Below are 20924 nucleotides of genomic sequence, written 5' to 3' on the forward strand. Positions count from 1 at the left end.
CGTGCCCGTTGGGCCGGGAGTGGGGATGGCTGAAGTGTGTTCCGCCGTGATCGTGGCTGACGTTCGAGGTGCCAACCCCGCTCCCCCCGGTTTTCGACACAGGCGCCCTCTCTGCCAGGCCAGCACGCCATTCGCACCAGCTCCACGCCCAGGTCGCGTGCGATCCGCTAACGTCGAATCGCCGTGCGTCGGGGCGCCGCAACAGTCGGCTCGACGCAGGTCGATGCGAACGGAAAGGCGAGCCCATGATTGATCGCCAGGATCTTCAACAGGCCAGGGACGATCTCGGCCGTAAGCTCGCCGCCCTGCGTAGGTCGAGGGGACTCATTCAGGAAGCCCTCGCACGCCAGGTGCACACGACGCGCAGCACCCTGGGAATGGTCGAGCGGGGCCGGCAGGTCGTGGACCGGATCTTCTGGCTGCAGTGCGACACCCTGCTGGACGCCCAGGGCGAGCTACTCGCCGCCTACGACGCCTACCGACACCTCCAGTCCCGGTTCCAGGCACAGCAGGCCGAGGCGGCACAGCGGGCGCGGTGGGGAGCGGTACCCGAGGCGGTGATGGCAGCCGGCGAGGCCACAGGCGAAAGGTACGGCGAAGTCGGCGACAATCGACGCCCGCCGGACCGGTTCCACGGCGAGCGCCCGGAGGCGGGCCGCACCACACGAACCGGGCAGGTCTCAGTCGTCAACGCGGTAGCAGGCCGTGGCGAGGAAGCCGACCACGATGCCAGGTCGCGACTGCTGGCCGAGCTGCGCCGGCACCTGCTCGCACCTGCCGCACCGAAACAGCCGGTCGAGCCTCTCACGCTTTCGGAGGTCCGTCAGCGGGTGGCCCATCTCCATAGCCTTTACCAGCGTGGCAACTATGCCGAGGCGGTCCGGGCGTTGCCCGACACGTTCGAGCAGGCGAACCTGTTGACCCGGACCTGCACCGGCACGCAGCGCGCCCTGGCCGTCGGGTCGCTGGCGGCGGCGAATCTCGCCGCCGCCAAACTCACCGTGAAACTCGGCGATCCCAGCCTTGCCTGGGTGGCGGCGGACCGTGCCGCTCGTGTCGCCGCCGAGCAGGCCGAGGATGTTGCGCTCGTCGCTGCGGCGGCGTTCTCGGTGGGTACTGCGCTGCTGGCGATGCCGGACCGCGTCGGCGATGCCGAGGAGGTGGTGCTGGCCGCTCTCGATGGTGTGACGGACACGAGGGACTCCGCGTCGACGGGTCCGCGTGTCCTGTCGGCCCACGGGGCGTTGACTCTGCTCGCGGCGCTGATCGCCGCCCGGCAGGCCCAGCCCGCCGCTGTCGAGCGGCACCTCGACGACGCGAACGCCCTGGCCCGGCGGCTCGGCGCCGATCGTAACGACCTGTGGACCGGGTTCGGTCCGACGAACGTGATGATCCACCGCATCAGCATCGCCGCCCGAACGGACCAGCCTCAGCTGGCGATCCACCTTGGAGAACAGCTCGACACCTCGTCGCTGCCGGCGGCCCTGGTGAGCCGCCGCGCCCGGGTCCACCTCGACCTCGCCGCCGCCTACGCCTGCTCGCCCGGCAACGATCCCGCAGCCGTGCTGCACCTGCTCGAAGCCGAACGCATCGCGCCGCAGACGGTGCACGTGCACGGCCGGACGCGCCATCTGATCGGCGACCTGCTCACCCGTGAGCGGCGCGCCGTCACCCCCGGCCTGCGGGCACTCGCCGAACGCGCCGGAATCGCCGCGTGACGTCCGGATCCGCGAATGCCCGTCTGCTCTACCTGGTGGTCTGTGCCGCGCCACCGGCCCGCCGCATCGTCGAGCTGGTCGAGGCGGTGCGGCGCGACGGCTGGGATGTGTACGTCATCGCGACCGAAACCGCGCACACCTGGCTTCCCAACGATCGGCTGGCCGCCGTTACGGGCAGGCCCGTCAGCTACCGGCAGCGGCATCCTGACGAACCGAGCGTCCTGCCACGCGCCGATGCCGTCGCGGTCGTTCCGGCGACGTTCAACACCATCAACAAGTGGGCCACCGGCATCAACGACAGTCTGGCCCTCGGCATCCTCAACGAAGCTCTCGGCGCAGGCATGCCGATCATCGTCTCCCCGTACGTCAAACCCACCCTCGCCCGCCACCCCGCGTTCGACGCCCACCTGCGGCTCCTCGCCGACCACGGCGTACGCCTCACCGCCACCGAGGCGCTGCGACCAGCTCACGACGATCAGCCCTTCCGCTGGAACGTGATCCTCGACGAACTCCACAGGCTGTCCGCCCGCCTGTCGTAGTCGGCCCCCGAGAGGCGCTGGGGCCGGTCTGACCGTGTCGAAATCCCGTGTCGAGGGTGTTCGACACGGTCAGACCGGCGTTGAGTGGTGGACATGACCGCTCGGCGCCCGCCGCTCAGGGGTCCCCGGCACCGCCCAACCCGAGGGGAGTTGATCCGTGTGACCCTGTACCGCAGTTTCTCGCCGCTGCCGAGGAATCCGGGACCGCTGGTGGCCGGGACGGCTCGGACCTCACGTTGACTGCGGCTTGATCGAACCCGGGCCGCCTTGCGTCGCCTTGCCGGTTGGGCACCCGGTGAGTTCGGCCTGCGTCCTGCCCAGCAGGGGAACAGTCCTCGGGCGTCTGAGGCCGTGTTCGTCCTTGGCGGATAACGGAAAGTGCGGGCCGTCCGCAACGGCGGCGGTCCTGACGAACAGGAGAGTGACGCGCACATGAGCGTCGACACGATGAGCAGCGACGACCTCCGTGACGCGATGGTCGACCAGCTGGTCGCTGACCATGCGGCCAAGGGGCTGACGATGCGGCCCGAGGTCGAGGCGGCACTGCGGGTGGTTCCCCGCGAGCTGTACACGCCGGGTGTCCCGATGGAGGAGGCGTACCGCAGCGACACCGCGGTCGTCACCAAGCGGCTCGGTGATGAGACCGTCAGTTCGGTGTCCGCGCCGTGGCTGATCGCGGAGATGCTCGGGCAGGCGGCTGACGCCCTCACCGGTGGCCTGCACGGCCGGCACGTGCTGGAGATCGGATCGGGCGGCTACAACGCGTCGCTGCTGCGCGAGCTGGTCGGGCCGTCGGGTTCGGTCACGACCGTGGACATCGACCCGGAGGTGACCGAGCGGGCGGTGGCGTGTCTGGCGGTGGCAGGTTACGGCGATGTCAGCGTGGTGTGCGCGGACGCGGAGCAGCCGATCGACCTGGGGCGCTGCTACGACCTGATCATCGTGACGGCCGGGGCGTGGGACATCCCCGCGGCGTGGATCGCGCAGCTCGCCGAGGACGGCGTGCTGGTGGTGCCGCTACGGAACGTTCGGGATGACCCGGTCGTGGGCGCTGCGCCGGGTCGGTGACCGGCTGGTCAGCCACAGCCAGCGCCTCTGCGGGTTCGTGGCGATGCGGGGCACCGGAGCCCACGAGATGCGGTATGTCGACATCGCCGCCGGTGTCCACCTGCGGCTGGATGAGGGCCAGCAGGTCGACCCGGAATCGGTCGGTGGGCTGCTGTCGCAGCCGCAGGAGCAGGCATGGGCAGGGGTGGGCCTGCCGCCTCGTAGCGTCCTGGCCGACCTGGACCTGTGGCTGGCGGCCCGCCTCGCCGATGAGGTCGACCAGTTCGTGGTGCTCTCGGCGCAGCAGGAGGCCGTCGACGCCGGCATCGTCGCCCCTGCCTGGCGGTTCGGTACGCCCGCCGCCCTGCACGAGGGGACGTTCTCCTACCGGTCGACGCTGCGCTGGACCGACGACACGTTCGACCTCGGCGCCTGCGCTCACGGGCCCGACGCCGCCGCGGCGGCGGGACGGATGGCCGGGCACATGCGCGCGTGGGTGGACGCTGGCGAGCCCTCTCCGGTGCTGCACGTCCTACCCGCAGGTACTCCCGACGGCGCCCTGCCGGCCGGGACGGTGCTGGACAAGCGACACAGTCGCCTCGTCCTCACCTTCACCTCCGCATAGGAAGGAACACGCGAGTGGAGACCATGGAACTCGAGGAGTTCGACCTGGACATCACCCTGGTGGACGCCGGCCCCGCTGCCAGCGGGTACGCCACCAGCACCGACGACGGCTGCGGCTCGGGCAACACGGGCTCGAACGCCTGTTCCGGCGGCAGCAAGTAACCGTCCCTGACGATCCACCCCGGGCCCGGCGTCTCCAGCGCCGGGCCCCCGTCTTCGAGGGTGCGTTCATGTTCCCCACGGCCGGTGCGGCGCTGATCAGAGTTGCCGCCTACCCCAGCGGTCTGACCCTGCCCGCGTGGCCCGACCTGACGACGGATCAGCCCGAGCAGTGGCGGCAGTGGCTGGCCGCAGTGTGGGCGCTGCCGGGATTCGCCACCGCCGTCGCCGCTGCCACACCCCAGTTGGCCGAACAGATCACCCGGACCGTGGCCAGTGCGCCGACCACCGACCGCCGGTTCGGGCGCATGGTCGACTCGACGGTCCGGTACCTGCTGAGGTGGACCACCCGGGCGACACCGTTCGGCACCTTCGCCGGGGTGGCTCCGGTCGAGTTCGGCGCCCGCGCATCGGTTCGGTGGGGCGAGGCGCATCAGGTGGTGACCCGCCCTGACGGGACGTTCGTCGCCGAGCACACCGGGCGCGCCGAGCAGGACCTGGCGGCGCTGCGCGACGTCGCGGTGGTGACGAACTCGGTGGGGTACCAGCGCGGCGAGGTGTGGGTGCTGCCCTGCCTGCGCGGCGACGGCGACCGCAGGTGGGACATAGAGATCCGTCTGACCAGGCCGGTGCGGGCGGCGATCCGCGCGGCGCGTTCCCCGGTCATGTTCGGTGACCTCGCCGCCCGGGTCGCCGGGCCGCTGCCCGCCGCTACCGGGGCGGCCGAACGGATGTTGGCGTCGCTCGTCCAGGCGGGTGTCCTGCTGTCGGCGCTGCGGCCGGCGACGACTGTCACCGACCCGGCCTCCCACCTGGCCCGTCACGTCCCGATGCCCGATCCCGGCGACCGGGTCGCGGTCGACCTGCGTGTCGACGCCTCGGTGACGCTGCCACCGGCGGTGCTCCACGAGGCGGCCCGTGCCGCGTCGACGCTGGTGGCGGTGGCAGCGCCCCTGCCGGGATGGGCGGAATACCACGGCGCGTTCATTCAGCGGTGGGGCCCGGGCGCGGCCGTGCCGTTACGCGACGTCCTGAACGTTCTGGGCTTTCCCGCCGGATACCGGGGTTCCACCCGGCGTGTACCTGCGGTGTTCACCGCCCGCGACCGGCTCCTCGCGCAGCTCGCCCAGCAGTCGGCGCTGAACGACTGTACGGAGGTGATCCTCGACGACGAGCTGACAGGCCGCCTACGAGGAGATGACGACCGGCCGCCGATCCCACACACCGAACTACGGTTCACCCTCGCCGCCGCGACCCCACAGGACCTGGACCGAGGCGCGTTCACGTTGACGGTGGTCAGCGGAGCCCGCCACGCCGGGGTCGCCGCCGGCCGGTTCCTGCACCTGCTTTCTCCCGCCGAGCTGGCGTCGTTCCAGCACGTCTACCGGAACCTGCCGACCGCCCTGCCCGGCGCGGACACGGTGCAACTGTCCGGCCCGCCGCTGGATGCCCGCTTGGCCGCGGTCGCCCGGACACCTGCGGTGCTGCCCGTCCTGCCCGTCGGCGACTTCCACCCGGACCCGCCGTGGACGCTCGCGGACCTCGCGGTGACCGGCGACGGCCAGCGGCTGTGGCTGGTGTCGCGGACCTCCGGGCGACCGGTCGAGCCGCTGCTGCTCAACAGCGTGCTGCTACCCGACCTCCAGCAGCCCCTGATGCGGTTCCTGACCGAGATCTGGACGGCGTGGACGGCTCCGTGCAGCCGATTCGACTGGGGGCACGCGCGTAGCCTGCCGTTCCTGCCACGCCTGCGACGCGGACGCAGCATCGTGCACCCCGCCCGCTGGACCATCGACCGGACCGCGCTCCCCGCCCGCACCCTGGCATGGTCCCACTGGCGCGACGCCTGGCAGCGATACCGTGAACAGCACCGGCTCCCGGACGAGGTCCTGGTCGGCGCCGACGACGTGCAGGTACGTCTGGACCTGAACGACAACACCCACCTGGCAGTGCTGCGCCGGCACGTCGACCGGCACGCCCGCACCACCCTCACCGAGGCTCCCGGCCCGGCCGGCTGGATCGGCGGCCGACCCGCCGAACTCCTCCTCACCCTCGCGCACACCCGTCCGGCCACCCACCCGAGCCGACCAGCGCGGGCCGTGACCGCACAACAGCATCGGCCCGGCCAGTCACCGTGGTTGGAGGCCCGCCTGTACGGCCGGGCCGACGACATCCTCACCGACCTCGCCCACCGGACCGGCAACCTCCCGGCGGCGGGCTGGTGGTTCCTCCGGTACCCGGACCCCGAGCCCCACCTGCGGCTACGCATCCCACTCCAGGACACCACCTTCGCTGCCACCGCCGCATGCCTCGCCGAATGGGCGCAACAACTGGAGCACAAACGCGTCCTGCACGACTACAGCCTGCGCACCTACCGGCCCGAGACCCGCCACGGCACCGGCCCCACCCTCACCGCCGCCGAAGCGGTCTTCGCCGCTGACTCCCGCGCCACCCTGCAGCGGCTGACCGGCGACCGCCAGGCCAGCACCGCCGCCACGATGATCGCCATCGCGGACGCCTTCACCGGCGACGGGCCGCGTTGGCTCGCCGAACACGTCCCCCACCACCGCGGCCCCCGACTCGAACCCGTCCAGCTCGACCTCGCCCGCACCCCCTACCGCGACGACGACCTGGACAAGGCACTGGCCACCTACCGGACACTGGCCCACGCCGACAACCTCGACCTCGACCAGGTACTGACCGACATTCTGCACCTGCACCACGCCCGCATGATCGGCGTCGACCCCGCCTCCGAACGGCACTGCCTCCGCCTGGCCCGCGCCGTCGCCCGCACCCGCCAGGCGACGCCGTGACCGCAGCACAGTCCCTCGCCGAAGGGGCGGCCGGCGTCGCCCTTCTACACCTGGAAACCGGCAACCGGCCCGCCGCCCACGCGGCACTGCGGGCCGCCACCGCCAACGGCGTCAGCATCGCCGCAGGCGCCAGCCTCTTCTACGGCGCACCCGCACTCGCCTTCGTCCTCGCCACCCCCAACCAACCCGGCCTCACCCGAGCACGATCGATCGCCGCCACCGGGACCGCCACGGTCACCCGCCGACGGCTGCACGCCGCCCACCGCCGCATCGACTCCCACCAGCGGCCCCACTACGCCGAGTACGACCTCATCCGCGGCCTGACCGGCCTCGGCGTCGCCCTGCACCGCCTCGGCGACCACGACCTGCTCCGCCAGGTACTCACCTACCTGGTCCGGCTCACCGAACCGGTCAACGACCTCCCCGGCTGGTGGTGCGCGAACGGACCCGACCGACACCAGCCACCACCACCAGGAGGCCACGCCAACCACGGGATCGCCCACGGCATCACCGGCCCACTCGCGCTACTCGCCCTCACCCACCGCGCCGGCATCACCGTCGACGGACACACCGAGGCGATCCTGCGGATATGCCGATGGCTGGACACCTGGCAGCAGCACACCGCCGACACCATCTGGTGGCCGCAGACCCTCACCCTCGACGACCTGCACCACGGCGCACCCGCACAACAACACCCACTACGCCCCTCCTGGTGCTACGGCACCCCCGGAATCGCCCGCGCCCAACAACTGGCCGCCCTCGCCCTGCACGACACCGCCCGGCAGCTCCTCGCCGAGACGGCGTTCACCACCTGCGTGAACGACCCCGCACAGATCCGCCGTCTCACCGACCGCAGCCTCTGCCACGGCACCGCCGGCCTCCTCGCCACCGGCCGGCGCATCGCCGCCGACGCACTCACCCCGACACCCCTCGCCCCACTGACCCGCCTCCACCTGCACGCCACCCCCGCCGCGGACGAACCCACCGGACTACTTGACGGCACAGCCGGTCACGCCCTGGCCGCAGCCTCCACAACCTCAACCTCGTGGGACGCCTGCCTCCTACTCAGCTGACGAAAGGCCCGCCATGAAGGAGACCCCCTGGCAACAGGTGAACATCACCTACCCTGGCCAGAGCCGCCACGAACGCGAACAACACGCGATACCCCACCTCCACCGCGTCCTACCCGCCGCCGAGACCGCCGGCCTCATCACCTCCTGGTGGTTCATCCGCAAAGGACCGTGGCGCATCCGCTACCTGCCCACCACGCCCGACACCGACCCCGGCCCGGTACACGACCTGCTCACCGGAACGCGCGCCTGGACCAGCGACATCTACGAACCCGAGATCCACGCCTTCGGCGGCCCCGACGCGATGGACACCGCACACACCCTGTTCCACCACGACAGCCGCCACCTCCTCACCTACCTTCACCATCAGCCGGCAGACCGACGGGAACGCTCCCTCATCCTGTGCACGGCACTCATGCGCGCCACCGGACTCGACCTCAACGAACAAGGCGACGTATGGGCGCGAGTCGCCCGACACCGCCTGGAACACCGCACCTGGCCCCCCGCCGCCGACCCCGCCACCTGGGAAGCCTTCACCGGCAAGGTCCGTCACCTGCAACTCGGCACCACCCGCACCACCAGCGACTGGCAGACCGCCTTCGAGAACGCCGGCACAGCCCTCCGCCACCTACGCGACACAGGAAAACTCACCCGTGGGCTACGCGCCGTGATCGCAGAGCACGTGATCTTCCACTGGAACCGGATCGGGATACCCGCCACAACCCAGGCCGTCCTCGCCCAAGCAGCCGCGGAAGCCATCTTCGGCCGTGCCCCCGTGCCGCCAGGCGAGCAGTGGCCACGCCCGGTCGAACCCGTACCACCATCTGCGGTACCGCCAACAGAGGTCGATGCGCCCAGTCGCGCGGCGCTTGCAAGTTCAAGACACAGCAGACTCCTCACAGAGGGGGCTAGTGCCCAATGGTCGTGAAGCGCTGGCGGGGCCGGACACATCGTCCGGCCCCAAGTAAAGTGCTGGTGCGTGATGGTTGAACCGCTTCGGTCGATCCTGGCCTTGGCGTCCGAAGTGTGCAGTCGGGCCAGTTATCGCCGACCTTTCGTCACGATTGCCCTAACTGCTAGAAGGATCAACGGGACCAGTATCGGTGTAGGCACGGAAATGGCGTCGGGAATTTCATTCACCGAAGCGGCAACCCATGTAACCGCTGCGGCGATTGCGGCTACCAGTAGCCCGGATAGGGTTAGGGCGTGTCGAGCCGTTCGCTTCGAAGGCAGAAACTTTATCTCAATGGCGAATCGCCACCAGGTTGCGAAGAAATTCCCTTCCGTTGATCTTTCTGTTCGGTGATGCGCCCAGACGCGTGCCTTGTCCGACGGTTCGGACTCGATGGGGTCAGTGTGATCGGCCAGGTTGAGCTCTTGGTCAATCTGCTGGGACGGGCAACGCCCCTGGTTCACTGCATAACCCCAATCGTGCAAGCGAACAAGCTTCACTTCCTTCCTGCGTGTTGGATCGGGTGCGGTCGCTGTGCATAAAGACTGACCGACATGGGTCGTAGGACGAGACTCCTAGGCCCATTGTCATGGTCTCAACGTGCATCGCAAGACCCGTCGCACATGGTGTGCGATGTTCCAGCTTGGAGGGACGGTTGACTAGCAGCCCTGAACCCGTGAGTCTGTTGACGGGCGCCCATTGGTAACGCGAAGTGTCTTAAATTTTCCTGGGAACTGTCAGCAGCGATAAAGAGTACCGGGCATGGGAGAAGGGGATATATATGCCAGCGAAGGGGTCTGTTGAAGCGGGCAATGGCGGCGTTCCGAAACGGCGTGAGTCCGATGGCGGCATCACCCCTCCGGCAGTTGCGTCTGGAGGTGCGAGTGGGAGCAGCGGGCCGCTAACCCGTGTAACCGTCAATTTTACTCAAAGGTCAATGTTGGCGCTCGATAGTGCCGTCCGGAAGTCGGGAGATACCAGAACGGACACCATCAACCGCGCAATTCAAGTATATGATCTAGTGCAAGATGTCCTAAAGCGCGGCGATGGCCGAAGCCTGCTGATTAAGTATCCGAATGGCGAATGCGAGCGCCTGCTAATGATGTGACTAGCCGCTCGGCTCTTAACGCATTCGGGCAGATGTTGGACTTGAATGGCACCAATTCTTCCCAAGGGTAGAGCAGGAGCAGTCACCGCCGGGTATAGAAAGTAGGCAGGGCTGACCATCTCGCGGCGGCGGCCATTGGCGACACGGCTGCTGGGGAAAGTCCATTCCGTCTGTCCGTTGTAGTCGTGGCCGCGCGCAGCGCTGCATTATCCTGCCTTGGAGGCCCTCTTGCCGGCGAGACCCCTTGCGGCATCGTTGTAAACCCCTGTGCTCGTAATCGACGGAGCGTCGCTCGTCGACTTTGCCGGCTTCGTCTACGAGTTCTCGCAGCTGCTCTGTCACGCAACCCGAGCGGAAGCCTCGATGCCTTCAGCGACATCCTCTTCGAGCAGGACCCTGGGAGGCTGGCCGTTCTGCTGACCGCAGTTCGAACCGATCGTCCCTCGCGATCTTGTGGAGACTCGGATCAGTGCGGGCGTCTGGCAACCATGAAGGCCAGCGATGTCACCGTCGTCCCGACCTAGTCGCCTAGCGTCTGTCGACCTGCACGAAGGTTGTTGCGGCGGCGACGCCTTTGGCGACTGCGTGGGGTAGCGGCACGTTGTGAGCGAGTCGTGCGGCGAGGGTGCCGAGGAAGGCGTCACCGGCCCCGCTGGTGTTGATGGCCTTGACGTGTGATGCGGGGACGAGTGCGGTGTGGTCGGCATCGCTGTAGGCGGCGCCGCGAGCGCCAGCGGTCACCACCACCGCTCGTGGGCCCAGCTTGCGGAGTTCCTGCGCTGCGATCGACGGATTGGCATGGTGGCGGCCCAGTATCGCTGCCGCTTCGGCCTCGTTCGAAACGAACAGGTCGAGTGGGGCCAGGGCGGTCAGACCGAGCGAGGGATGTGGCACGAGGTTGCCGATGAGCGTCTCTGCGTGGTGATGCCGGAAGACGGCGTCAACGGCATCGGGCTGGAGATCGAGCTGGGTTACCACGATCGGAGCTCGTAGCTGCTGAAGTGCGTTGCGCACATGCTCGCTGGCGAGCTCAGTCTCTGTGGAGTGTGCGAGGACGATGTAGTTCTCGCCGTCGGGGGTGATCTCGATGATCGCGGTACCGGTCGGAGCCGATGGCACGACTTGAAGGAAGGACATGTCGATGGCCGCGTTGGTGAGGGCTCGGCTCAGGGAGGCGCCCCATTCGTCGTCGCCGACGTTGGTGATCAGGCTGGCGCGGACGCCCGCTTGTCGTGCGGCCAAAGCCTGGTTGAGGCTCTTGCCGCCCGGTGTGGTCGTCGCGGGTGACGAGGCGAACGTCGTCCGGCCAGCGACGGGCCGTTGGGGGATCCGCACGGTGATGTCGATGTTGGCGCGGCCGACGAAGGCGACATGCGGCGTACGGACCTGATCGGGTAGTTGGTGACTCATCCGCTGGTGGCCAGCTGGTCGAGGAGCTGTCGCACTTCCGGCTGGCTGGAGAAGGGTTCGAGTCGCCGGGCCAGGGTGGTGACGTTTCGGCGGACCCGAACCGAGCCCGTCGTGGTAGCCGTGGTCAACGCTTCAGCCGCGACGGTGGCGGCCTGGCCTGGTTCCGAAGCCGCCAGGTAGGCGTGCGCCGTGCGGGAGAGGTACACGCCCCGTTCGCGTCGGTAGCGGTCGGGCCACGTGTTGACGGCGTTGGTGAAGCTGTCGATGGCCCGACGCGGTTGGTTGAGGCGGAGCCATCCCTCGCCCTCCTGCGCCGCAAGGTACGGCCGGGTGCAGAACGAACCGAGGGCACTGCTTCCCCCGCTCGGCGGCCTGGCGGTCGCCACGAGTGTGTGGGCACGCTCGACCGCGGCCTGGAAAGCGGAGGCGTCCTGCGCGATGGCGCTGCCGTGCGCCTGCTGGATGGCGGCGAAGGCGTGCAGGAGCGGGGGCGTGTCGGGCAGGCGGGAAGCGGCACGGGCCAGCCCGACGACACAGTCCTCGTCCCCGGTTCCCACCATCCGCTGTGCCTTACGGGTCAGGACGTACGCCCAGAACTCCTGATCGTCGGCTTCCTGCGCCATGCTTCCCGCGCGGTCCAGCCAGCGGTCGCCCGCGGCCCGGTCGCCGAGATCGTCGCTGAGCCAACCCGCGAACTCGCTCCACCGTGCCTCGGTGCTGAGAAGCCGGTTACGAAGCTGTCCACGTGTCTGCCGACGCAGGGCGGCGATCAGCGCGATCTGCTGTTCGACGGTCGACAGGATGGTGAGGCCACCCAGCAGGTCGTCCGCTTGTACGAGGAGCGCGCGAAGCTCCGCGAAGTGATCGACAACGGCAGGGTCGACGGACCGTGGGTGAGAAACGCCTGTGGTGGTGACAACCGGCACGGCGGTGAGGCCAGCGGCCAGTTCCAGCAGAGCCCTCCGGCTTACCCGCAATGACATCGCCTGCCCATCGGACATGACCGCAAGCGTAACCGCGTCACCATCGTGAAAGTCCGTCTCACCTGCCACCGCGGCACCGGCGACCCGCGCGAGTGGTGCCGTCAGGCCGTTCGGACCACCGGCCGTCAGATCCGTGGCGGCGAGGTCGCGCAACGACTCCCGTGCCGGATCCGTCACCGGGACACCGTGAGTGCCAGCCGGTAGTGAGCGGTCCTCGACTTCGCCCCACCGCATGCGTTGTGCCGCTTCGACTTTCTCCTGATCAAGCTGCTGCTTCAGGCGCCGATAGTCGTCGTAGTCGGCCAGCAACTCTCCACCAGCGGCTAGGGCCGCTTCACAGCGCTGCCAGAAGATCCGGTCCGGGCATTGCTGCCCGCGCTCGACGCCCGCGATCGTGGTCCGGGAAACCGGCACCCGCCTCGCCAATGCCAACTGGGTCAGCCCACGCACGTTGCGCCAGGCGGCAAGCCTTGCACCCAGTGCCCGCTTCGCATCGTCTACCCGCTGCGGATCGATCATGACGCCCGTCCCTTCACAACCCCGTACGGACACGACGGCTGCATTGACGCAAAGCGACGTTACCGTAACCGATCTCCGCCAGAACCGGCCAGCGCCTCAACAACCCCGGCGCCGACGTCCTTGTCCGCGCCGAGCAACGTCTATCGGCGGGCGACCCGAGACCCGACTCCGGACCTTCGATGATGTGCGCGGTGTGTGCTCGAGAGCGGATGCCACCGTGGGGCAACCGGTGCCACCGGATGCCACGGCGGGTCAACGGGCCGGGTCGCTGCCGGGGTCCGTGTGCTCGGGGTGTGGTCATCGGTCGGCCCTGACCAGGGCGACGACGTGGGTGAACGTGGGCCACTCCCTGCCACCCCGGGTGAACCGGCAGGCCGCTAGACTGGGCACTCGCGCCCTCGTAGCTCAGGGGATAGAGCATCGGTTTCCTAAACCGTGTGTCGCAGGTTCGAATCCTGCCGGGGGCACCTCGAAGATCAGCAAAAACGCCATCTGACCAGCGGATACGTCACCGCGTCGATCGGTCGACCTGTGCAGTGATGTGCCGCCCGGAGCCGCCGTTTGTCGCTGTCCACGGACTATTCACGGACTAATTTTGGGAGGGTTTTCCCAGGTCGCACCTGTTGTTCCGGTCAAGATCCGGATCCGCCACGGGCACCCTCATAGCCGCTGTCGTGGTGCCCCGCGCCCCGTTGCACCTGCCGTCCCTGCACGAAATGGTCCCCGAGGTCCGCGAGGAGACGCGTACGGGCGGCGTCCAGGCGTGCCGTGTAGTCCGGCATGAAGATCTCCACGAACGACTTATCGAGGGTGCCGCTGATGCGGTGCAACGCCGACCAGACAGCGATGTCCTCGTCAACGATGGCATCGAACCTCTTAGTACCGATCACCTTGTCAAGCCAGTCGGAGAGCACCAGGGCCTGGTCGTGGGTCAGCTTGATCGTGAAGTCCTCGGCCACCGAGCGAGAGTAGCCAGAGCGCGATGCGGGAGCGCAGGCTACTCACCCAGACCGCCCAACGCCGCCTGAATCCGCTGGTTCACCGTCGCTTCCTGGCCGTCGATGCACTTGGCGTACACCTTCAGCAGCACGTCGACGGAGTGGCCGGCGCGGGCGGCGACGTCGGGTGCCGGAACACCGGAGTTCAGCCACAGCGACACCACCGCGTGCCGCAAGTCGTACGGCCGACCGGCCAGCGGGGACGCCACCTGCACCGGAGCCAGCGCCAGCCCTCGCGCCGCCTTCCACACCCGCGAGTACGTCGACGCTGCCACCACGTTGCTCTTGCCGCTGCGGAACAGTCGACTGTCATCGGCGACGCCGAACCGGTCGACGTGCCGCCGCAGGATGCCCACCAGCTCCGGCGGGATCGGCATGACCCGGGACTCCGCCGCCGCCCGGTGCTTCAACCCGCGCCGGTCGTGCACCTCGCCGCTGTCGGTCCAGCGCTTGCCCGCCTGGGGCCGGTTGTCGACCAGCGTCCGCCGGCCCCACCCCGTTGCCGGAAGGTTGCAGTCCTGCTCGCGCAGCGCCAGCGCCTCACTCGGTCGCAGTGCCAGCTTGCGGCCCCCCTCCGGGCGGCCTCCGGCCGTCCTCGGGCGATCCGCAGCGCCTCATGTCAGGTCCGTCGTCGGCACCCCCGGCGAACAGTTCCGCCCGGACCGTTCGTGGGTGACGACGTATCGGAAGTTGCCATCCGTAGGATCGTCCCGTGGTTTCCCAGATGGATGCAAAAGACGGTGATGTCGGCTTGGCCCTGCCGGTACCGGCTGCGGGTTCCCGCGATGCGTTTCGCGTGGAGTTCGTCCCGACCAGCGAGGACGGTCGGTTCGGTGAGTTCCAGCTCTACGTGGGTGGCGTCCCGATCGGGGATGGCAGCACATCTGCCTGGTACCCGCACTACATGGATCTTCGCCGCCTGTGCAGCTTGGCGGAGCAGCCTGGCATACGGGAACGGGGGCCGTTGCACCTTGGCGACACCTTCGACCACCTGAACATGTACGTGGAGATGACCGAGATCGACGTGGTGTTCACCTTCACCACCCGCCCTCGCTTGGAGTGGGGTGAGCCACCGCCATGGGCGCCACCGGTGGGCGTATGGATGCGGCTGAGCGTTGCCCGTTTGGAGTTCATCAGCATCTGGCGTCAGGCCGAGCCGCAGTTCCGCTCTCTCACGACAGGACGGTAACCGGCACTTCGTCAGTACGTCGGGGCTTCCCTGAGAGCTCAGCGAACAATGATCACCGGGCGAGTCGTCCTCATCCGGGCATCGAGACGGTTATCAGCGTGGCGGTCCTTCTTGCCGTGACGATCGCGGGGTTGTCGGCCACCGTCGTGGCCGGGGCGATCGGTTGCCGCGCCGCTTCGCGGACCAGGCGCGCGGAGAGCCGCCGACACGGCAAGCCGCCCCCGGCCTCCGGGCCGGGGGCGGTAATTCGTACGCCGCCGGGCAGCCGCGCGCCTACAGCGCAGCCGTGCATTGGTGCGGGTGGCCCACGACGACGTGTCGGCAGCCGCTGCTACTCCGCAAGCTCCGGATGGTGCCGGTGGTCGAAGGCTCTTCGCTCGGCTTCGGTGAGGAGTCCGTCTACCTCTGCTTCGTTCCGCTCCACGAAGTCGGCATAGGCCCCAAGGGTCAAGATCATGGCGCAAGTCTTGGTGCGAACCGAGAAGCCTCCAATCGCAACATCCTCACCCATCTCGAAGCGGATAAGGGCCTCGGTCTCCGGCCAAGGCAGTTCCGGGCCGAATGCGCGCTGCATGGCAGATATGAGGAGGTCGACGTCTTTGAGCCCGTGGTTTGGTTCGAAGAGTCGGGCCACTGCGATTTGGAAGGCGGCGATCATGACATGGGCGGAGCCGAGCGAGCTGAACTCTGGGAACCTTGCTGTGAGTGGTTCACGCTCCGACGAGTGGCGCAGCATGCTCTCCCGTAGGAACCTGCCCATGAGCGTGCGGGGCATCTGGGGCGGGATTGGTGGCTCCACCGGCTGGGACTTGCGGTACCTGCGCCTGGCCACGGCTAGTGTCTCCCCTCCTCATTCCGTCGATCAACTCTGGCAGCAGAGGGCAGGCATGGCGTGAGCCATCCTCGCGAGGCCGTCATGGTCCATTCAATGGTCCGGTGACTGTGGCGGGCAGCGGTCATGTGCGGGCACGGGGGCAGATGTCCCGGTCGCAGGCGTCGCGGGACTCAGGGCTTGGTTGAGCGCGCTCTTCCAAACTGGGGGTTGCCGAAAGACGACCGCACGCACGCCGTCCGGTCGGCCGCCGGGAGAGACTTGTCCGGTGACGACCGTCGAGCCACCGGACGTAGTGACAGAGAAGGCCGTCTTGCAGCTCCTGCACTTGGCCTTCCTGGAGATTCGGTTGTACACGGCTCCCGTGGACGACGAGTCGCTGGAGACCTTGCTGAAGCGGCGTGAACAGATCAACGAACTTGCCGACCTCTGCCATGGGCTACCCGGCTGTGTCGCCCCGGAGCGACGGCATCTGCTGGGCGACAACCTGAGGTACCTGTGGCGTACCTCCTCTGCCCGGAAGCAGCGCTGGATGCGTTCTCGCTGGGATCATCTTGGCTACGACCACCGCTGGCTCACGGACTCGGATTCACCTCGTCGGGCGGACGCAGCAGGCGAAGACGCCGGACCGGGGGCCGTGCAGAGTACGTGCAATGATCTTGATTCGCTCGGCGCATGACCGACGCGGAGGTCCAGGTCAAGGGCATGCTCATCAACCCGCCGCAGTCGCCTTCCTACACTGTGTGTCGCAGGTTCGAATCCTGCCGGGGGCACCTCGAAGACAGCCGTAACGCCATCTGAACTCCTGATATGCCTGCTCACCGACGGGGTTTCCCTGTGTGACGGTGTGCCGTGCGAAGCCACCGTTTTGTCGCTGTCACGCACACGGATTGAGTCCGCCTGCGTCTGTCCAGGTCGCGCCCGGTGTTCCAGTCAAGATCCGAATTCGTCACGGCCATCCGCGTAGCCGCTGTCGTCAATGCGGCCCCGCCTGCTGCCGGCGCTGGAGACCGACACTGGATGCGCGCGTACGCCATCGGGGCGCGCCGGTGATGACACGCCGCCGGGTGGGTGGCCGTCTCCGTCCGCTACGCGGCGGAGGCCGCGGAGGGCGCCGCCGCGATCGAACGGTACGACCCGTGCAGGTACAGCAGCGGTGCCTTGGCTGGGTGCAGGGCACCGTAGGACACCGCCTCCCCGATGACCACCGAGTGGTCGCCCTGGTCGGAGAGGTCGCGGACCCGGCAGTCGAAGTAGGCCAGTCCCTCGCTGAACACGAGGCAGCCGGTCGCCGGTGCGCGGTGCACCCGGACGCCGGCGAACGCGGCCGCGCCGGAGGGGCGCCGGGCGTCGGCGAACCAACGGGCGACGTCCCGTTGGTCCGCCGCCAGCACGGTGACCGCGAAGATGCCGGAGTCGCGGATCTGGGTGAGCAGTCGACTCCGGTGCTTCAGGCAGGTCAGGACCAGGGTGGGGCGCAGCGACACGGTGGTGAACGAGTTGACCGTCATCGCCAGCGGGATGTCGTCGTGCACGCTGCTGACGATGCCGACGCCGGTGGCGAACGAGCCCGCGGTACGGCGGAACTCCACCGCCTGGTCCTGGTTGGTCATGGCATCAGTCCTGACCCCACACCAGGCAGAACGGGTGCCCCACCGGGTCGGCGTAGACCCGGAAGCCGTGGTTGCGGCTCCCGCCGCCGCGCAGCAGGGTGGCACCCAGCCGGAGTACGGCCTGCTCGGCCTCCCGGATGTCGTCCACCTCCACGTCGAGGTGTGCCTGCTGCGGGAAGGTCGGATCCGGCCACTGCGGCGGCTGGTAGTCGGCGACGCTCTGGAGGCAGAGGCGGGGATGCCCGTCCGAGCCTTTCAACGTCACCCAGTACCCGTCGCTGTCGGCCCATTCCAGGCCGGTCAGCTCGACGTAGAACTCCGCCAACTTCTCGGCGTCCGGGCAGTCCAGCACCACCGAGTGCAGTCGACCGATCATCCGACCTCTCCCGTCATCGTCGTCGCGCGATGACCGGCGCCCCCGGTCACCGTGTCAGTGAAGGTACTCGCCGAAGGTGGTGAAGTAGTCGAGGGCGCGCACGGGTGGGCCGGTCTCGGTCTGGACCTGGAGCAGCACCACGCCGCGATCGTCGCCGTCGCCCGGACCACCGCTGGCGACGACCACGCCGCCGTAGTCGGCCTTGACGATCCGGCCGGGTGTGCCGCCGTGCGCCCGGGTCGGCCGGGTGGCGGCCTTGACCCAGAGCCGGAGCCCCCGGTGCGTCGTCCACGCGTTGACGAACGGGTCCGACTGGCCGCGTACCAGGTTGCAGATCGTGGTGGCGTTGTCCCGCCAGTCGATCCGGGTGTCCTCGACCCCGATCCGGTGGTAGAACGACGCCCCCTCGGGCGGCTGCGGCTCGCCCCGGTGCCCCTCGGCGACCCGGTCCAACGCCTCCAGCGTGACCGGCACGTACTCGGCGAGGAGCCGGTCCAGGATCTGCCCGGCGGTGTCGTGCGGGCCGATCTTCACGCGGGTCTGGGTGATGACCGGTCCCGTGTCCAGCTCCTCCGCCATGTAGTGCACGGTGAGGCCGGTCTCCTCCTCGCCGTTGCGGATCGCCCAGTTGACCGCGCCGAACCCCGCGTACGCGGGCAGCAGCGCGTCGTGCGTGTTGATCGCGCCGCGTTCCGGGATCCGCAGCACCTCCGCCGGCACCCGGGTCCGCCAGTTGGTGGAGACGATGACCTCCGGCGCGAGTTCGCGTAGCTGCTCGTGCAGGTCGGGCTCGCGGGCGGTGGCCGAGTAACGCACGGGCAGTCCCAGCTCGGCGGCGGCCAGCTCCACGTCCGGCTCGCCGAGGCCGCTGAACTCGGCCCGGTGGGTCAGCACGAGGAGCACCTCGTGCTGCGGCGCGATGCCCCGCAGCACGGTGGCGCCCAGCTCGCCGTACCCGAAGAAGACGATCCTCACGGCTTCGCCGTCCCGTTGGCCAGCCCGGCCCGGAAGCGGACGGTGTTGACCCGCAGCCAGCCGGAGGAGTCCCGCTGGTCGAACACGTCGTCCGCCTCGAAGGTGGCGAACGCGGTGTCGTAGCGGCTGTGCGGGGAGCGGCGGCCGATCACCTGGACGGTGCCCCGGTGCACCCGCAGGATCGCGTCGCCGGTGACGTTCTGCTGGCTGAAGTCGATGGCCGTCTGCAACATCAGCCGCTCGGGGGCGAACCACAGGCCCCGGTAGACCAGGGCGGTGTACTTCGGCATCAGCTCCTCCTTGAGCTGCGCCACCTCCGGGTCGAGCACCAGCGACTCCACCGCCCGGTGCGCGTGCCAGAGCAGACTACCCGACGGCGCCTCGTAGATGTTACGGGTCTTCATGCCGAAGATCCGGTTCTCCACGATGTCGAGGCGGCCGATCCCGTGCCGGCGGCCGATCTCGTCGAGCGCCTCCAGCACGGCGCTCGCCGACAGGGGCGTCCCGTTGACGCCGACCGGGTTGCCGCCCTGGAAGTGGATCTCGACGGTCTCGGGCTCGTCCGGGGTGTCGGCGAGGTCGCGTACCCGGAACAGCAGGCCCTCCGGCGCGGGCTGCGCCGGGTCCTCCAGCGCCTCGCCCTCGTACGAGGTGTGCAGCAGGTTGCTGTCGATGGAGTACGGGCGCTCGCCGCTGCTCAGGTCCAGCTCGATGCCGTGCCGTCCGGCGTAGGCGAGCAGGTCGCTGCGGGACGCCAGGTCCCACTCCCGCCACGGGCTGATCACCGTGATGTCGGGGCGCAGCGCGGCGAAGGTCATCTCGAAGCGGATCTGGTCGTTGCCCTTGCCGGTGGCCCCGTGCGCCACGGCGTCGGCGCCGACCTCCTCGGCCACCCGCAGCTGGGCGGCGGCGATCAGCGGCCGGCCGATGGAGGAGCCCATCAGGTACTGACCCTCGTAGAGGGCGTTGGCCCGGTACATCGGGAAGGCGTAGTCGCGGGCGAACTCCTCGCGCAGGTCGACCACCCGCACCTCGTCCGCGCCGAGCTTCTCGGCCTTGCGGGCGGCGGTGTCCAGCTCCTCGCCCTGGCCCAGGTCGGCGATGAACGCGGTCAGCCGGCAGCGGTAGCGCTCCTTGAGCCAGACCAGGGCCACCGAGGTGTCGAGCCCGCCGGAGAAGGCGAGCACGATGTGCTGGGGGGCGATGTTGTTCCGAGACGACATGACGGTCACACCTCTCCGGCGGGCGCGGTGGCCCACAGCTGGTCCATGGTTTCGTGGGTAAGGTCGCGGGTCAGGTCGGACGTGGAGGCGTACCCCATGTTGATGATCTTGCGGCGACCCTGGCGGACCGGGGCGACCCGGTGCAGCGTGGTGTTGGTCCGCATCAGGTACAGGTCGCCGGGGAACAGCTCCATCGAGTAGATCGGGCGGCTGACCAGCGCTCGGTTGATCTCCGGGCGCTGCTTGTTCCAGGTGGTGCCGGGTACGCACTGGACGAAGCCGCCGTGCTCCACCGGCGGGCACTCGACCACCCAGACCAGGGCGAAGGTGAAGTCGTCCCAGTGCCAGCCGTGGGTGTCGCCGTCCTTCTCCAGGCAGGTGATGACGAACTGCTCCGGCTCGTACGGGCACGGGTGCACCGGCTCGCCGGCCACCTCCGACAGCACCCGCAGGATCGGCTCCGCCCCGTAGATCCCGCTGATCACGGTGCCCAGGTCGGCGATCTCGGCCCGCGTCACGTTGCGCATCCGGCGCGGCGTGTAGTCGGTCTCGGCGAAGCGCAGGTCCCGTCGCGTGCCCGCCTTGTCGATCAGCTCGTTGACCTCGTCGGCGACGGCCTTCTTGACGCTGTCGGGGGCGACGAAGGAGACCTTCGCGTGCCCCAGGTACGAGAAGTCGCGGCGGGCCGTGGCGATGTCGTCCGGCGCCACCTGGCGCTCCACGTGCTCCCGCAGTTGCTGGTACAAAACTCTCGAGTCGAACACGGATCCTCCTTG

18 protein-coding genes, 1 tRNA gene and 1 pseudogene are annotated in these 20924 nt (G+C 68.9%); 10 read left to right on the forward strand and 10 right to left on the reverse strand.

Annotated elements, in window-relative coordinates; translation table 11 throughout:
• The first annotated feature begins 245 nt into the window (after positions 1 to 245).
• The 7 genes and pseudogenes from ACGFIR_RS04210 to ACGFIR_RS04240 all read left to right on the forward strand — a co-directional run bounded on the left by ACGFIR_RS04210 (position 246) and on the right by ACGFIR_RS04240 (position 8898).
• Positions 246 to 1718 carry a helix-turn-helix transcriptional regulator gene (locus ACGFIR_RS04210; protein ID WP_051611166.1) on the forward strand — a complete coding sequence of 491 codons (1473 nt, stop codon included), beginning with the start codon at positions 246 to 248 and terminating at the stop codon, positions 1716 to 1718.
• On the forward strand, positions 1715 to 2257 hold the full coding sequence (locus ACGFIR_RS04215) for a flavoprotein (protein ID WP_046569670.1): 543 nt from the start codon (positions 1715 to 1717) through the stop codon (positions 2255 to 2257). The genes ACGFIR_RS04210 and ACGFIR_RS04215 overlap by 4 nt, the downstream gene beginning before the upstream one ends.
• Before the next feature lie 432 nt (positions 2258 to 2689).
• A pseudogene (gene fxlM / locus ACGFIR_RS04220) lies at positions 2690 to 3929 on the forward strand (methyltransferase, FxLD system).
• Between the two features lie 23 nt (positions 3930 to 3952).
• Entirely contained in the window at positions 3953 to 4090 is a 138-nt protein-coding gene (locus ACGFIR_RS04225; protein WP_082159628.1) for an FxLD family lanthipeptide, read from the forward strand.
• Positions 4091 to 4158: 68 nt separating this feature from the next.
• Entirely contained in the window at positions 4159 to 6900 is a 2742-nt protein-coding gene (locus tag ACGFIR_RS04230; protein WP_064448554.1) for a lantibiotic dehydratase, read from the forward strand.
• Positions 6897 to 7973, forward strand: a complete 1077-nt coding sequence (locus tag ACGFIR_RS04235) for a lanthionine synthetase C family protein (RefSeq protein ID WP_043325490.1) — start codon at positions 6897 to 6899, stop codon at positions 7971 to 7973. The genes ACGFIR_RS04230 and ACGFIR_RS04235 overlap by 4 nt, the downstream gene beginning before the upstream one ends.
• Positions 7974 to 7986: 13 nt before the next feature.
• The gene (locus ACGFIR_RS04240; RefSeq protein ID WP_069089169.1) at positions 7987 to 8898 is read left to right on the forward strand and encodes a thiopeptide-type bacteriocin biosynthesis protein; all 912 of its coding nucleotides are present in this window, start codon (positions 7987 to 7989) and stop codon (positions 8896 to 8898) included.
• A gap of 1660 nt (positions 8899 to 10558) precedes the next feature.
• Here ACGFIR_RS04240 and ACGFIR_RS04245 read toward each other — a convergent pair.
• Positions 10559 to 11440 carry a PfkB family carbohydrate kinase gene (locus tag ACGFIR_RS04245; protein ID WP_051611164.1) on the reverse strand — a complete coding sequence of 294 codons (882 nt, stop codon included), beginning with the start codon at positions 11438 to 11440 and terminating at the stop codon, positions 10559 to 10561.
• Positions 11437 to 12942 (reverse strand): helix-turn-helix transcriptional regulator, encoded by a 1506-nt coding sequence (locus ACGFIR_RS04250; protein ID WP_046569661.1) that lies wholly within the window; start codon positions 12940 to 12942, stop codon positions 11437 to 11439. Before ACGFIR_RS04250 ends, ACGFIR_RS04245 begins: the two co-directional genes overlap by 4 nt.
• A 394-nt stretch (positions 12943 to 13336) precedes the next feature.
• On the opposite strand from ACGFIR_RS04250, the gene ACGFIR_RS04255 reads away from it, so the two are divergent.
• Positions 13337 to 13409: transfer RNA gene (locus tag ACGFIR_RS04255), tRNA-Arg, on the forward strand.
• A 165-nt stretch (positions 13410 to 13574) separates the two neighbouring features.
• Here the strand turns inward: ACGFIR_RS04255 and ACGFIR_RS04260 are convergent.
• Together ACGFIR_RS04260 and ACGFIR_RS04265 are read right to left on the reverse strand one after the other, a co-directional pair.
• Positions 13575 to 13901: a hypothetical protein gene (locus tag ACGFIR_RS04260; protein WP_393143142.1), complete on the reverse strand. Its 327-nt coding sequence runs from the start codon at positions 13899 to 13901 to the stop codon at positions 13575 to 13577.
• A 38-nt stretch (positions 13902 to 13939) separates the two neighbouring features.
• On the reverse strand, positions 13940 to 14317 hold the full coding sequence (locus tag ACGFIR_RS04265; RefSeq protein WP_393143144.1) for a hypothetical protein: 378 nt from the start codon (positions 14315 to 14317) through the stop codon (positions 13940 to 13942).
• A gap of 335 nt (positions 14318 to 14652) precedes the next feature.
• Here ACGFIR_RS04265 and ACGFIR_RS04270 point away from each other — a divergent pair, with 335 nt between their 5' ends.
• Entirely contained in the window at positions 14653 to 15129 is a 477-nt protein-coding gene (locus ACGFIR_RS04270; RefSeq protein WP_393143146.1) for a hypothetical protein, read from the forward strand.
• A 331-nt stretch (positions 15130 to 15460) separates the two neighbouring features.
• On the opposite strand, the gene ACGFIR_RS04275 is transcribed toward ACGFIR_RS04270, so the two are convergent.
• On the reverse strand, positions 15461 to 15904 hold the full coding sequence (locus ACGFIR_RS04275) for a hypothetical protein (RefSeq protein ID WP_393143148.1): 444 nt from the start codon (positions 15902 to 15904) through the stop codon (positions 15461 to 15463).
• A gap of 325 nt (positions 15905 to 16229) precedes the next feature.
• Here ACGFIR_RS04275 and ACGFIR_RS04280 point away from each other — a divergent pair, with 325 nt between their 5' ends.
• Positions 16230 to 16640, forward strand: coding sequence for a hypothetical protein (locus ACGFIR_RS04280; RefSeq protein ID WP_393143150.1), 411 nt, complete (start codon positions 16230 to 16232; stop codon positions 16638 to 16640).
• A gap of 409 nt (positions 16641 to 17049) precedes the next feature.
• On the opposite strand, the gene ACGFIR_RS04285 is transcribed toward ACGFIR_RS04280, so the two are convergent.
• Genes ACGFIR_RS04285 through ACGFIR_RS04305 form a run of 5 tightly spaced genes read right to left on the reverse strand, consistent with a single transcriptional unit; the run spans position 17050 to position 20912 of the window.
• The gene (locus ACGFIR_RS04285; RefSeq protein WP_393143152.1) at positions 17050 to 17574 is read right to left on the reverse strand and encodes a flavin reductase family protein; all 525 of its coding nucleotides are present in this window, start codon (positions 17572 to 17574) and stop codon (positions 17050 to 17052) included.
• A gap of 4 nt (positions 17575 to 17578) precedes the next feature.
• Positions 17579 to 17950 (reverse strand): VOC family protein, encoded by a 372-nt coding sequence (locus tag ACGFIR_RS04290; RefSeq protein ID WP_393143154.1) that lies wholly within the window; start codon positions 17948 to 17950, stop codon positions 17579 to 17581.
• Positions 17951 to 18004: 54 nt separating this feature from the next.
• Complete coding sequence (locus ACGFIR_RS04295; RefSeq protein WP_393143156.1) at positions 18005 to 18925, reverse strand: methionyl-tRNA formyltransferase; 921 nt, start codon at positions 18923 to 18925, stop codon at positions 18005 to 18007.
• Positions 18922 to 20148 (reverse strand): argininosuccinate synthase, encoded by a 1227-nt coding sequence (locus ACGFIR_RS04300; protein ID WP_393000494.1) that lies wholly within the window; start codon positions 20146 to 20148, stop codon positions 18922 to 18924. The genes ACGFIR_RS04295 and ACGFIR_RS04300 overlap by 4 nt, the downstream gene beginning before the upstream one ends.
• Positions 20149 to 20153: 5 nt before the next feature.
• Positions 20154 to 20912: a hypothetical protein gene (locus tag ACGFIR_RS04305; protein ID WP_393000492.1), complete on the reverse strand. Its 759-nt coding sequence runs from the start codon at positions 20910 to 20912 to the stop codon at positions 20154 to 20156.
• Positions 20913 to 20924: the final 12 nt, after the last annotated feature.

It is taken from the genome of Micromonospora sp. NPDC049051, assembly GCF_043197575.1.
Taxonomy (GTDB): Bacteria; Actinomycetota; Actinomycetes; order Mycobacteriales; family Micromonosporaceae; genus Micromonospora.

What these genes read in the sequence shown, in the direction of transcription:
- ACGFIR_RS04210 (WP_051611166.1), top strand. Translation starts at nt 246, where the DNA reads ATGATTGATCGCCAGGATCTTCAACAGGCCAGGGACGATCTCGGCCGT.
- ACGFIR_RS04265 (WP_393143144.1), bottom strand. Translation starts at nt 14,317, where the DNA reads ATGCCGATCCCGCCGGAGCTGGTGGGCATCCTGCGGCGGCACGTCGAC.
- ACGFIR_RS04240 (WP_069089169.1), top strand. Translation starts at nt 7,987, where the DNA reads ATGAAGGAGACCCCCTGGCAACAGGTGAACATCACCTACCCTGGCCAG.
- ACGFIR_RS04225 (WP_082159628.1), top strand. Translation starts at nt 3,953, where the DNA reads ATGGAACTCGAGGAGTTCGACCTGGACATCACCCTGGTGGACGCCGGC.
- ACGFIR_RS04250 (WP_046569661.1), bottom strand. Translation starts at nt 12,942, where the DNA reads ATGATCGATCCGCAGCGGGTAGACGATGCGAAGCGGGCACTGGGTGCA.
- ACGFIR_RS04290 (WP_393143154.1), bottom strand. Translation starts at nt 17,950, where the DNA reads ATGATCGGTCGACTGCACTCGGTGGTGCTGGACTGCCCGGACGCCGAG.
- ACGFIR_RS04245 (WP_051611164.1), bottom strand. Translation starts at nt 11,440, where the DNA reads ATGAGTCACCAACTACCCGATCAGGTCCGTACGCCGCATGTCGCCTTC.
- ACGFIR_RS04230 (WP_064448554.1), top strand. Translation starts at nt 4,159, where the DNA reads ATGTTCCCCACGGCCGGTGCGGCGCTGATCAGAGTTGCCGCCTACCCC.
- ACGFIR_RS04275 (WP_393143148.1), bottom strand. Translation starts at nt 15,904, where the DNA reads ATGCCCCGCACGCTCATGGGCAGGTTCCTACGGGAGAGCATGCTGCGC.
- ACGFIR_RS04285 (WP_393143152.1), bottom strand. Translation starts at nt 17,574, where the DNA reads ATGACCAACCAGGACCAGGCGGTGGAGTTCCGCCGTACCGCGGGCTCG.
- ACGFIR_RS04300 (WP_393000494.1), bottom strand. Translation starts at nt 20,148, where the DNA reads ATGTCGTCTCGGAACAACATCGCCCCCCAGCACATCGTGCTCGCCTTC.